Origin of the sequence: Flavobacterium poyangense (assembly GCF_011751075.1) — a bacterium.
In the GTDB taxonomy this organism is placed as follows: Bacteria; Bacteroidota; Bacteroidia; order Flavobacteriales; family Flavobacteriaceae; genus Flavobacterium; species Flavobacterium poyangense.
The window spans coordinates 236,674-250,570 of sequence record NZ_JAALLN010000009.1; the positions used below are offsets into that span (position 1 = coordinate 236,674).

Sequence of the window (13,897 nt, forward strand, 5' to 3'; positions counted from 1 at the left end):
TATGGATTTTAAGAGCAGAGAAAGACTTTAGCCGAAAACAGTACTTTTTTGGCTAAAGCCTTTTTGGTTTTGTTTTATGATTATCTCCGGCTAAAGCTGGAGGCAATTGAAGAATCAAATATTTCGATTGTAATATTTTCCGATTTTTGGTTTTTACACTTGTTTGTCCTTAGTTATGAAAGGACTGGATTATTTAGTATTTACTTTAAAGATCATTCGATCACTGGGCTTCCAAACATAATCTTCTGAGCAAATATACCCCCTTAACCAAAGTATACCATCATTATTTCTGATATAAAAACCTTTTGGGAAAGTATCATTTTTACTAAGTGGCTTTGAGAAAAAGGTTATAGATCCGGGTGGGGCTTGATTTGATTTTTTTTCTTCAGACTCTAATTGGTCTTTAAATAGTAATCTGGCATAAATTGCAATTTCTAAGGGGCAATACGATAGGTTCAATGTTTTGATGCACTTTTTTATATCTTCAAAATTCCCTCCTTTTTTAAGGCCTATCTCCGCTATTGATAATTCTGTCAGACTGACTTCATAACTTGAAAGGGATGGCTCAAATAAGTCGCTTTCGAATATTTGATGAGCATATTCATTAAGTCCAATTTGTGACTGTTTTAATTTTTGAAGTAATTGCTCTTTGTTTAGTCCTTCGCTTTTTATAGTAGAGGTTGTATTGTTATTAGTCATACCCATTTTGATGCTATTGTTTCTTTGAAGGTCTTTTTTAACTGTAAAGATAAAATTATTAGGATTAATTGGATTCAGTTGTTTGGCGAAGCCTCTACAAATCTGGTTTTATTTTGAATTAAAAATATAAACCTTTACTTTTACCAAAGTAATTATCGGACTAGAGTCAATTGATTTTGCTGTAGTCATGATTTGCAATTATTTGTTGTAATTTTAGAGCAATCTATAAGTAAAACAGAAAGAATAGGCTGTATGAAGGATTAGGACTTTGGTTGAATTTATAAAAGTTGCCAATAGCGGATTTTCGGAATGCCTTTTTTAGAAATGGGATCATACCCAAATAGAGAACACAATTAAATTTAAATAAATATGAAATTTTTTATCGATACAGCTAATTTAGCTCAGATTAAAGAAGCACAGGCTTTGGGAGTTTTGGATGGTGTAACTACAAATCCGTCATTGATGGCGAAAGAAGGGATTACCGGAAAAAATAATATTTTGAAACACTACGTTGATATTTGCAACCTTGTTGAAGGTGACGTAAGTGCTGAAGTAAATGCACTTGATTTTGACGGAATGATCAAAGAAGGTGAGGAGTTGGCAGAATTGCACGATCAGATCGTGGTGAAATTACCAATGACAAAAGAAGGTGTTATGGCTGCAAAATATTTCTCTGATAAAGGAATTAAAACAAATGTTACTTTGGTGTTTTCTGCCGGACAGGCTTTATTGGCTGCTAAAGCTGGAGCAACTTATGTGTCGCCGTTTATTGGTCGTTTAGATGATGTTTCTACAGATGGTTTGAATCTTATCGAAGAGATCAGAGAAATCTATGACAATTATGGATATGAAACTCAAATTTTAGCTGCTTCTGTACGTCACACGATGCATATTGTGAATTGTGCTAAAATTGGCGCAGATGTTATGACAGGACCACTTTCTGCAATCTCTGGTTTATTAAAACATCCATTAACTGATATTGGATTGGCGCAGTTTGTTGCTGATTTTGAGAAAGGAAATAAATAAGAATCAATTCTTTATAGTTTAAAATCGCCTCTTTTTTAGGGGGCGATTTTTTTATTTTTATTGGCCTCAGATTGGGGTTAATATGACATTCTTCGAATCATTACAATAGGTAAAACTGGTCTTTCTGTCTCTTTTTTTCTTATCTGTATTTATGATCTCTAAAAACCATGTATTCGCCTTTGATTTTACTTAGGACTGGTTTTGAGCATAGCCATTTGGAATTTCTTTTATTAGATGGAGAGTTTTGATCCCTTTAAATTCTTATATATGTGTAGTTTCAGTCACTAAAGTATTGAATTTAAATTTAGTAGCTCAAAAAATAAAGCCAATAAGTTTTAAAAAATTATTTGGCATTAATTATTTTTACCTATATTTGTAAGAATAAAAATACTAAAATATGTGATTTTGTAAGTTTAGTATTTAATTATAATAGTTTTAAAAATGTTGTTATTTGAATTTATGATTATTAATTAAAAACTTTTAGCTATGAAAAACACAAATTCTTTATTGAAAAATTGTCAAAAACAATTAATGTTTGAGCGGATTAAATTGTCAGTAAATGCAAAAAATGTATTGTTTGCTGTATTATTTATTTTTAGTGCAAAAACTGGTTACGCGCAACAGTCTAATCTATCGCAAATTTCTCAAGATGCAAATGGAAACATTGGTATTGGGACTACAACACCAGAAAGTAAGTTATTTATTAAGAGTAATCGTACCCCTATGGGAGAGGGTGAGCAAATATTTCCTCTTACTGCTGAAGCTGATATCTCAAGAACTGGTGGAACTACTGGATTTCGCATTGGCCTAGGATTGAGTACCGGAACTAATAATGCTACATCCTCACAAATTCAAATAAAAGGGTATAAGAATTACGAAAATAGGTATGTAACCGCTATTAAAATGGATTATATTACACGCAATACCTCGGAAATTAGTTTTCCCACAGCTGATTATGTAAAAATTCCAAATGGTTATTTGGCCGTAGGTTGTCCCACTGCCAGCACATGGTTGGAAATAGGTCAAGATAATGCAAGCAGAACTACTAATAATATGCTTGTACATGGCGGAGCACGTTTTAATAATGATCTTGATGTAAATAATGTTACTCAAGTGGCCATTAATACAAATACCTCTGTACAAGGTGCTGCATTAACAGTTGGAGGAATGACTTATATTGGCAGTTTTAAAACTATAGAAGCTAACCCGGAAATATCAAAAGATCTTAAAGAAGATTGTTCTCTATTTGTTGAAAAACAAATTTTAGCAGCAGATTTAAATATCATTCCGAAACCCTATTGGAAAGATTCTGTTTTTGAAAGTGATTATAAGAAAATGGATTTAAATGCTTTAGAAAGTTTTGTTAAAGAAAATAAACACCTTCCGGGTATAGTTTCGGAGAAAGAAGTAAAAGAAAAGGGATATAAAATACACGTCTTTAATGAAGGTCTTTTGCAGAATGTTGAAGAACTGCTACTCCATATCATTGATCAAAATAAGAAAATAGAAAAACTAACTACAAGGATAAAAACACTGGAAGATAATGGTGTGTTGGACATAAACCGGCTCAATAAGTAGTTAGTAAGCCTTGGCAGAGCTTCCTCAGGAAGGAATATCAGGTGTTTTATGTTATTATTTTCTTGATATTTTGGACTAATCTGTCTTGAATCGTTTAAATCTGTGGCTAATTTTTCGGTTTGAGATTAGTTGGGGAAGAACTGCCCAAAGCTTTTAATTTTTTCTTTTAGATGTTATTATTTTATAAAATATCTTCTAAAGGGCTTTGAATTGTTTAGTAATTTAATTTTAAAGTTTATGAGAAATCGTTATTTTATTTTAGCTTTTGTCTACTGCCTTTCGGGTTTTCTTTATGCACAACAGACTGAAGGCAGTGGTGTAGTCAGTTATCCCGATAATAACATAAAGGTAGTTGGAGAGAAGGTATTTTGGTCTGTAAATCCCAAAATAGACAATAGCAGTGAGTCTGATTTACTGACCATATACTACAAAGGACTTTACAATCGTCGTAACAGCTACCTGAGCGGTATTAGAGGAACCATAGATAAGCCCGGAGGTTACATTAAAATAGAGGTGCATGCCTACGACAGTAAGAGGGTGGGAGGGTTGCAGCTAGAGACAGATGATGATAAGACATTTGTAACCAGACCGATCTATAATGTAGAAATCACTCAAAGCTCCCTAAATGCATTTTCTAAAACAACAAAAGAGATGGATTACCTATACTGGGATCGTGGTATACACTCTCGTAAGGTCCCTACTGATGATATAAAAACACTGGTTGCCAGATCATTGAGCGCTCTTAAGATAAATTGTGGAGGCATGGTTTGGAACTGGCTTAGGGCTTTTAGCCTTGTACGTTCTTCCTGCTCTTTGGAAATAGATGATGATAAACTGATACAGTTAGAAAACCAGCCTGTCGTGATAAAAATTACAGTAAAGGACGCTACCCTGTACGATATACGTGTTCCTGCTGTAGCCCGCAATGAAAACCTGAAGAGCATAATACAAAAAGAGTATCCTTATTTTGTCATCAAAAAAGTAAATATAGAAGTCCTGGAGGCTCCGGAAGACAATAATCCGGCTAGTTTTTATGAAGATATGGTAAGAAAAGCATTTGATTGGGCCAATAAAGTGTATACAGCCAAAACAGGTATGATGCTGTCGGATGAAGCAGTGGTGTCGGGTGCAAAAGTTGGTAATGCAAGAATAATTTTCAAAGATATTGCTATCACCATCCGTAAAGGATTAAAGGAGGGCTATGATGAAGCTAACATATTTAAATACGAAAAAGATGATGATCTTGATATACGGAGTCTTGGTAAACGTGAGATATTCATCAAGTATGTGTCAAAAATAATCACACTAGATAATCTTTCTCCTCAAGGAACTACTTTTATATATAGACTACAAGATAAGAAAAATAACATAGATGAAATGGATAACATTGCTACACTTTTAGTTTATAATCCTTCACCTCATTCTGAGGTAAAAAATGCAACCGCTCACGAGTTAGGACATTATTTTGGGCTGCAGCATACTTTTAGAGGAGGCTGTAACGGTTCAAATGATAAAATTAGCGATACTCCTCCTGCAGAAGATTTAAGCAGCGGGGCGGACTTCGGTAAAAATTGTATCGCCCCTGTTCAATGCGGAGGACATAGAAGGTTAATCGAGAATATGATGGATTATGGTAATTGCCGCTTTATGTTTACCCCGGGTCAGGTTAAAGTAATGAGAAATTCCATTAAAAAGGACTATCCTGAATTATATACTACTCAGAGATCGACGGATGCCGCTATTAATACGGACCTTAACATTACTGTTAGAGATTTAAGAGTATTGGCTATGAGAAGGAAAAGAAGTATAGAAGAAGATAAATTGGAAAAATCTCAGAATATTATATTATACCCTAATCCTGTAAAAGATGTGTTAAACATTGACACCTTAGAAAACGAGGATTTTGAAATTTTCAGCTTTAATTGGCAACGGGTATTATCCGGTAAAACTCAAGCAGGGCAAATTGATGTAGGCATTCTTTCTAAAGGAATCTATATCATTAAAATAAAAGGAATTGATCATAAATTTATCAAAGAATAAATAAGATGCTCAGAAGAGTTATTGATTTTAATCGTTAATAAAAAAAGGGCTCTTTTTAGATGTAAAATGAGCCCTTTTTTTATTTAATAGTTTTGTATTAGTGTCCTCCTCCTTCGCTTGCCACATGACTAACACCTTGCTTTTTTAGTATTTTAGGGCAATAGAAACCATAAAATGCTAAGTAAGCAAAACCAAGAAGTGGTACAATATAAGAGAAGTGTGTATAAGTGATACCAAATATTCCGTCAGGATGAGTAATATCTAAATCACAGATGCTTCCTTGTATCAATGGAATTACGCCACCACCCAGAATCATCATGATCAGGAATGAAGATGCTTTTCCGGTGTTTTTTCCTAAGCCCGCAATGGCTAAATCGAAAATCGAAGGCCACATAATAGATAAGAATAATCCACCCGAGATAAAGAAAAATTTAGCAATATCAGTATCCGGACAAACTAATCCGGCAAACATCATTGCGATACCGGCTATACCAAATAACATTAACGTTTTTCCTGCGTTTTTGCCACCTACAAAACTTACAGCAATAAATAGTAAAATCCAAAGAGGATAAATATAGAATGATGAAACATCATGTGCAGCAAATAAATTGGCTCCAATAATAACTCCAAATGCTAAAGCCGGAACAATAAATTTAAGAGCGGTGTTTACCAGATTTGATGTATTGAAAACATTAACTCCTCCGTTCCAACGACCTATCATTAAACTTCCCCAGTAAAGTGCTATAAACGGTGCAATAGCATCTTCTAATATGTTTCCAAATTCACTGGTATGAAGTAATGCCGGTAAGTTACTGATGATGGTAACTTCTGTTCCTACATAAATAAAAATTCCTAACATACCCAAGTACAATTGCGGGTAATCTAAAATGCTGAATTTAGCATGTTTGTGTTCAATTATAGCTTCTTCTTCGTCTGCTTTAGCCGGATCTTCGATTTTAGAAAAATACATGAAAATGGCTACTATGATAAAGGCAAGTCCTAAAATGATAAAAGGCAATTTGATATCTTCTAATGAAAGACTTGTTTTTTTGTTGTCACCCATTCCAAAAAGAGCAATTCCAAGTAAGATTGCTCCAATAGTAGTTCCGAAAGAGTTTACACCTCCTGCCAAAGTCAAACGGTGGGCTCCCGTGGTTGGGCTTCCCATTTTAATAGCTAATGGATTTGCCACAATTTGTTGAATAGAAAATCCTAAACCTACAGTGAATAGCGCAGTTAAGAAAAAAGGGAAACTTTGCATGGTAGCTGCCGGAACGAATAAAAAAGAACCAACTGCCGAAAGAAGTAATCCTGCTGAAAGGGTTTTTTTATACCCGAATTTTTGTAAAACATCTGATTTTAAAGAAACTAAAAAGAAGATGATTGATCCTACAAAATAGGCTGCGTAAAAAGCCCAGGCCACTAATTGCGATTGAACCTGAGATAGGGTAAATACTTTTTTGAATACCGGGATAAGGATGTCATTTGCTGATCCGACAAAACCCCAAAAAAAGAAGACGATTATCAGAGAGATAAATTGCCCCCATTTGGTTTGTACATTTTCTGAACTCATAATAGTAGTAAAGGTTAATTTTTTTATTTATGTTTTTTGAAGACCGTAAATATATTTGTTAAGTATATCAAAAAAAAATAAAAAGCCACAAATAATGTTAAATTTAAACCAACAACACTATTTTTTCAACAAAGTGTTAATTTTTATGTTTCTTAGGAATGACCTTTCTACAGCTGTTTTATTCTAAAATCCTGTTTTTTACTTCTTTGCTGTAATTTCGGCCAATTGGAATGGTGTAAGATTGTATCTGAATGCGATTACCTTCAATAGATTTTACTTTATTTAAAGCAATAACATACGATTTATGAATACGCAGAAAGCGATCAGAAGGTAATTCTTCAGATAGGGAAGTTAAAGATTTATGAGTAATATATGTTTTATCCGGAGTGACTACTTTTATGTATTCTTTCATTCCTTCTACAAATAAAATTTCCTCAATATTAATTTTCATCATTTTTTTATCGACCTTGATAAAAATATGAGAGTCCCCTTTGGCGGTTTCTACTTTAATATTGTTTTTTAGATTGTATTCGGTGGTGATCTTGTTAATGCATTTTATAAACCTGGGTAGCGGAATAGGTTTAACTAAATAATCTAATACATCAAGGTCATAACTTTCGGCAGCAAATTCTCTAAAGGCAGTGGTAATGATTACTTTGGTTTTGGTTTCAATTAAACTAATTAGTTCAAAACCGGTCATCATAGGCATGTTGATGTCCAGAAAGACAGCATCGACAGAAGTACTGTTTATAAAATCCAGTGCTTCCAAAGAGTTATTGAATGTTCCGATAACTTCAAAGTCTGTAAAATTAGTGAAATAATTTTGCAGTACTTTGATTGCTAATGGTTCATCATCAATCAACACGCATTTAATTTTCATTATAAATAGGTATTTGCAAACGGATTATATAGTAATTCAGCTTAGTTGTATGCGTTAGACTGAAATCATTTTTATAAATTAATTTCAGCCTCTTTTTAGTATTCGCTAATCCGATACCTCCTTTTGAATTATGATGGTGTGAAATTACAAAATTATTTAAGATTTCAAAATCCAATATTTTATTGTCGATTACTTTACAATTGATTTTGATTTTTAAGTTTCGATTGTTTGGGCCTCCATGTTTAAAAGCATTTTCTACCAATGAAATGAATATTAACGGAGGAAGCACAATATCTTCAATCTCAGATTCCAGATTGATGGTGACCTCTACATTCGCCAGACGTAATTTTTCAATTTCAATATAATTTTGAATATAGTCTATTTCTTTTATCAGCGGAACGAGTTTGGTTCCTTTTACATCATACAATACATATTCCATCAAATGAGATAATTTGATAATCACATCCGGAACCTTGTCGGAGGATTCTAAAGATAAAGCGTATAGGTTGTTTAAGGTATTAAAGAAAAAGTGCGGCTGAATCTGATTTTCAAGATATTTTAATTTGATTTTAAATTGATTCTCTCTCAACGATCGGTTTCTTTCGCGTTCACGCAACCAGGTTAAAGTCAGGTAAACAGAAGAGGCCATAGCAAGTACATATAGTTCACCAATACAAACTGCCAGTATATGATTGATGTCAAAAGGATGGTATTCGCGATTGGCTTCCGGCCAGATGTCTTCGGATATGATATAATAAGTAAGAGCAGTCTTTATTAAATAGATGGCAAACAAACTTAATATTAAGGAAAAGGTATATTGTATGTATTTCTGTTTTAAAACAAGTCTTGGGACTAAAACAAAGAGATTAAAATAAACCAAAGGAATATGTAACGAGAATTCAATAAGGTTTGATTTGAACGAGTAAGAGTAATCATTGAAGTAAGCACCCCATCTTAAAAAATTAAGGGTAAAATAACCTCCCCAAAACCAAATATGATTTTGAAGTTTAATATCGAATTTTAACTTTCGGATTTCGCTCAACTTTATTTTTTAAAGGGTTAATGACGTATATTCTTACTCTTATAAATATTGTGCAACTTTAAACAATTGCAGGATAAAACACAATTTTTTTACACAAAATTTTATTATAAATATAAAATAGTTGGTTATTTCTATAGGAAAACGTTTTCGCATAGCACATTATTGAATGTTTATTGTCGTTGGTTTAAACTTTATAGCTGTTTGTATAAATTATTTTTTTTAACAATGCCTTAAGAATAAATTTACACCATAACTAACAAAAAATATAAACATGAAAAAAATTTTCTTAATCTTTATGATGGCTTTTACAGCGCAAGTTTCACTTGCTCAGGTAAAAAATATCAAAGGAGTGATTACAGATTCTGATGGGTTGCCGTTACCAGGGGCATCCATTGCAGTACAGGGAAGTCAAAAAGGAACTACTTCCGATTTTGACGGGCTGTATGCAATTGACGTGCAAAAAGGGCAAACATTGCTTTTTACATATGTAGGTCTTGAGACTCAAGCGATAGTTGTAGGAGATGCTACTACAATTAATGTAAAACTACAACTCGCAGCATCAAATGCACTTACAGAGGTTGTTGTGACTTCGTTAGGGATTAAAAAAGCTAAAAAATCGTTGACATATTCTACTCAGGAGTTGAAAGCTGAAGAATTGACCAGAGTTAAAGACGCTAACCTTGTTAATACAATGGCCGGTAAAATTGCCGGTGTAGCTATTACAAAAAGTTCAGCAGGTACAGGTGGTTCAACTAAAGTATTGATTAGAGGTAACTCTTCATTTGCAAATACACAGCCGCTTTATGTAATCGATGGTATTCCATTGGCTAATACAGGAGGTGGTCAGCCAAATGAGGCTTTTGGAGATACTGCCGGTGGTAATAAAGACGGGGGAGACGTTGTATCTTTAATAAATCCGGATGATTATGAAGGAGTAACTGTTCTTAAAGGGGCAGCAGCATCTGTATTATATGGTAGCCAAGGTGCAAATGGAGTAATATTATTATCTTCTAAAAAAGCTAAGGTTGGAAAAGAAGTATTTAATGTTAATTCAGTAACTACATTTGAAAGTGCAGCTTATCTGCCTAAATTTCAAACAGATTACGTAGCAGCGCCAGGAGCAACTGTAAGCTGGGGAGCTAAAGGAAAATCTGATGATCACGTAAAAGGCTTTTTTGATACTGGAGTTACTCAAATTACCTCTTTTGCTTTCAGTAAAGGAACAGAAGGAGCTTCGACATCTCTTACTTATGCAAATACTGATGCTTCCGGGGTAATGCCAGGAAATCATTTGAAGAAAAATAACTTTGGTATTCGTCAAACTTCAACATTTTTTGACAACAAATTAAATATTGCAGTAACAGGAAATTATGTTGTTCAAAATATTGACAACAGACCTATTAATGGATTATACTTTAATCCGCTAACAAGTGTTTACGAGCATCCAAGAGGATATGATTTTAATAATTTGAAAAACTACGAGATTTATGACCCGGTTAGAAACCTAATGGCTCAGAATTATCCTTTCCCGGTTTCAGAATATTATCAAAATCCTTACTGGTTAATTAACAAAAATAAATCAGAAGATGTTAGTAGTTTTTTTAATGGAGCTATCGCTTTGGATTATGAGGTTGCGAAATGGTTTCGTTTAAGCTCAAGATTTAGTTATAATCGCGCAGAAAATGGATTTGAGAAAAAAATGTATGCGACTTCAAATTTGGCTTTAGTGCCTATAACAGGAAGGTATATTAATACGAATGTTGTTGCGATTCAAAGATATGCTGACTTAATAGGAAGAATTGATACAAACTTTTCTGATAGTATTTCATTTAATTCTACATTCGGGATCAGTATTAATAATGCTAAGTCGAATGGATATGTTTTAGATTCTGGTCGTGGAGAAGGGTTAGCTAAAGCAAACTGGTTTACATTAGGGAATTTTTCAGATAATTTCTCAAATGTACAGAATGGCGCTAGCAGAGAAGTACAATCTGTATTTGCTACTACCAGTTTTGGTTACAAGGATTATTTGTTCTTAGATGTGGCAGCCAGAAATGATTGGTCATCTACTTTGGTAAATACAGAAAGTTTAAGTTTCTTCTATCCTTCTGTGGGTTTAACGGGGATCTTAAGCGAAATGGTAACAATGCCAAGTTTTGTTAATTTTGGAAAAGTACGTGCTACTTTTGCTCAGGTTGGTAACGATATTCCATCACAATTAACAACTCCTTCTTATACTATAACCGGAGGTGTTGTAACCATACCTAGAGTAGGTCCTAGAGCAGGTCAGACTTTAAAACCGGAATTAAAATCTGAAATTGAGTTAGGTACAGAATGGAGAATGTTTAATAATAGATTAGGCTTTGAACTTTCGTACTACAAATCAAAAACAAAGAACCAATTGGTACAAGTTCCTGCTGAAACTTCAAGCGGACAAGGATTCAGCAATTTCGCAATCAATGCAGGAGAAATTCAAAATGAAGGTTTTGAGCTTATGTTAAATGCCGGTATTGTTAAGGGAGATAAATTTTCTTGGGATGCGACAGTAAATTATTCTCAAAATAAAAACGTAGTTAAAGATATACCAACTGATGGTGGACGTATTATTTTGACACCTTCAGGTAACAATACTTATCGATATTCTATTATTGAAGGAAGACCTTTTGGAGTAATTGAAGGAATTAATTTAAAGAGAGATGCTCAAGGAAGAATATTAATTAATGCTGACGGTACAGTACAAAGAAATCCTGATTTTGAAGAGGTTGGTAATGCGAATCCTGACTTTTTGCTAGGTCTTTCGAATACATTTAAATACGGTGCCTTTACTGCAAGTATATTAATTGATGGTCGTTTTGGCGGAGATGTATTGAGTTTGACTGAGGCTATAAACGATTTTAATGGAGTTTCTAAAGCAACAGGAGATGCCAGAAATGCAGGTGGAGTTAAGGTAAATGGTGTTAATGCTGTTACAGGTGCTCCTATTTCTACAATGGATGCACAAGCTTATTATTCTAATGTTGCCGGTAGAAATGGTGCTTCAGGTGAGTATGTATACGATGCTACGAATGTAAGCGTTAGAGAGGTTTCGATAGGTTATACTTTTAACCCTAAATCACTTCCATTTTTGCAATCTGCAAACATCTCATTAATTGCTAGAAATTTATTCTTTATATATAAAGACGCTCCTTTTGATCCAAATGTTGCATTAAGTACAGGTCAAGGTTTGCAAGGTGTTGATATTTATGGATTGCCATCTACAAGAAGTATTGGTCTTAATTTAAACTTAACTTTCTAATCTAATAATCATGATATCAAATAAAATAAAAAGAACTGCAATTTGTCTTTCTTTACTCGCAACTTTTAGTTGTACCGATAATTTCGAGGAGATAAATAGTAACCCTAATGGATTTACTGAAGAGGAATTAAAACAAGATAATAATCATATTAGAAGTTTGTTTGCACCAATTTTTAATAGATTTTTAATTGTCGATGTAACTTGGCAATACCAAGTGCAACAAAATTTAAATGCTGATATGTGGTCAGGTTATTTGACAACACCGGTGGTGTTTGGAGGGTTTAATAATCATGATTATGCACTAAATTCAGGTTGGACCAGTACTCCTTGGGATGATGGTTACCTTAATTTAATGAGTAATGTTAGAAAAATTGGTTTGGCTGCTAAAGGTAAAGCCGATCAGTTTTATGCTTGGTCGTTGATCTTTAAAGTTGCATCGATGCAAAGATTAACAGATATGTACGGACCGGTTATATATTCTCAGCACGGAAAAACTACAGTGCCTATTGAATATGATTCACAAGAGCAGGTTTATATTCAAATGTTTAAAGATTTAGATGTAGCGGTAGCAGATTTAACTGCAAGAGTAAAGTCAGGAGAAGACCAACAGTTTAAGAAAACGGATTTAACGGATTACAAAGGAAGCTACCAAAAATGGGTAAAATATGCTAATTCGCTACGTTTAAGAATGGCTATACATATCGCAAAAGTTAGTCCGGCTTTAGCTAAAACGGAAGCGGAAAAAGCGGTTAGTCATGAATTAGGAGTTATGACTACTAATGAGGATGTGATGACAGTAAGATCTCCACAGAATCTTAATCCAATTGATGTAATAAGTCATGTTTGGGCAGGTTTGAATATGGGAGCAGATATGGAATCTATTTTATTAGGATACGATGACCCAAGAGTTGGAAAATTCTTTGCTACCTCTACGCAATTTCCTGGAGAATATGTTGGAGTACGAACAGGTATTATTTATCCAACTAATCAATTTTATAATGCAACTTCAAGAACTGGTTCAGTTACCAAAAGTGGAGGAAGTGTTTGGATGACTACTGCTGAAGTTTACTTCTTAAGAGCTGAAGGTGTTTTGAGAGGATGGAATATGGGAGGAACAGCTAAAGGATTATATGAAGCAGGTATTAAGGCTTCTTTTGATCAATTTGGAGTGTCCGGAGCTGATACCTATTTGGCTAATAATGTTAAAATGCCTAAAGATTATGTGGATCGTTTGGCAAGTACAAATAATATTGCTGCTGTTAATAAAGTTACGGTAGCTTGGGATGAGGCTGCAACTAAAGAAATTAAACTGCAAAAAATTATTACACAAAAATGGATTGCTAATTATCCGGAAGGACAAGAAGCCTGGACTGAATTTAGAAGAACCGGGTATCCAAAATTGTTCCCGATCAGTAATAATAAAAGTGGAGGAATCATTGATACTAATTTAGGAGTTAGAAGATTACCTTTTGCTGATTCTGAAAAAGCACTTAACAGCGGCGGTGTTCAAACCGGAATCACTAAACTGGGTGGAGCAGATAATGGAGCCACAAGACTTTGGTGGGATACTACAGGTCCGAATTTCTAAAAGAAAATAAAAGTTAGAGAATATTAAGTTTGGTTAGTAAATGGTATAGGTAGCGCAAGTTGCTTGTACCATTTCAAAAACCAAAATGGTAAAAAGTATAAAAGAAAAGAAATGAAAAGTGCTTTAGAAACAATACCTGATATCAGCTATAAAAGCGCAGGGAAATTTGAAGAGAC

General features: G+C 33.8%; 9 protein-coding genes. 5 read left to right on the forward strand and 4 right to left on the reverse strand.

Annotated features, from left to right (window positions below):
• Window positions 1–189 precede the first annotated feature (189 nt).
• Window positions 190–699, reverse strand: coding sequence for a helicase (locus tag G3A47_RS15310; RefSeq protein ID WP_166923836.1), 510 nt, complete (start codon window positions 697–699; stop codon window positions 190–192).
• 369 nt (window positions 700–1,068) lie between these two features.
• Between G3A47_RS15310 and fsa the strand changes: the two genes are divergently transcribed.
• From fsa to G3A47_RS15325, 3 genes are all read left to right on the forward strand, one after another.
• Window positions 1,069–1,725, forward strand: coding sequence for a fructose-6-phosphate aldolase (gene fsa / locus G3A47_RS15315; protein WP_166923838.1), 657 nt, complete (start codon window positions 1,069–1,071; stop codon window positions 1,723–1,725).
• Window positions 1,726–2,211: 486 nt separating this feature from the next.
• Window positions 2,212–3,303 (forward strand): hypothetical protein, encoded by a 1,092-nt coding sequence (locus G3A47_RS15320; RefSeq protein ID WP_166923840.1) that lies wholly within the window; start codon window positions 2,212–2,214, stop codon window positions 3,301–3,303.
• A 237-nt stretch (window positions 3,304–3,540) separates the two neighbouring features.
• Entirely contained in the window at window positions 3,541–5,343 is a 1,803-nt protein-coding gene (locus G3A47_RS15325; protein ID WP_166923848.1) for a M43 family zinc metalloprotease, read from the forward strand.
• Window positions 5,344–5,440: 97 nt separating this feature from the next.
• On the opposite strand, the gene G3A47_RS15330 is transcribed toward G3A47_RS15325, so the two are convergent.
• The 3 genes from G3A47_RS15330 to G3A47_RS15340 all read right to left on the reverse strand — a co-directional run bounded on the left by G3A47_RS15330 (window position 5,441) and on the right by G3A47_RS15340 (window position 8,838).
• Window positions 5,441–6,916, reverse strand: a complete 1,476-nt coding sequence (locus tag G3A47_RS15330) for an MFS transporter (RefSeq protein ID WP_166923850.1) — start codon at window positions 6,914–6,916, stop codon at window positions 5,441–5,443.
• Window positions 6,917–7,094: 178 nt separating this feature from the next.
• Window positions 7,095–7,796 (reverse strand): LytR/AlgR family response regulator transcription factor, encoded by a 702-nt coding sequence (locus G3A47_RS15335; protein ID WP_166923852.1) that lies wholly within the window; start codon window positions 7,794–7,796, stop codon window positions 7,095–7,097.
• Entirely contained in the window at window positions 7,786–8,838 is a 1,053-nt protein-coding gene (locus tag G3A47_RS15340) for a sensor histidine kinase (protein ID WP_166923854.1), read from the reverse strand. Before G3A47_RS15340 ends, G3A47_RS15335 begins: the two co-directional genes overlap by 11 nt.
• A gap of 271 nt (window positions 8,839–9,109) precedes the next feature.
• Here G3A47_RS15340 and G3A47_RS15345 point away from each other — a divergent pair, with 271 nt between their 5' ends.
• Complete coding sequence (locus G3A47_RS15345) at window positions 9,110–12,133, forward strand: SusC/RagA family TonB-linked outer membrane protein (RefSeq protein WP_166923856.1); 3,024 nt, start codon at window positions 9,110–9,112, stop codon at window positions 12,131–12,133.
• Between the two features lie 10 nt (window positions 12,134–12,143).
• Window positions 12,144–13,721, forward strand: a complete 1,578-nt coding sequence (locus tag G3A47_RS15350) for a RagB/SusD family nutrient uptake outer membrane protein (protein ID WP_166923858.1) — start codon at window positions 12,144–12,146, stop codon at window positions 13,719–13,721.
• Window positions 13,722–13,897 lie beyond the last annotated feature (176 nt).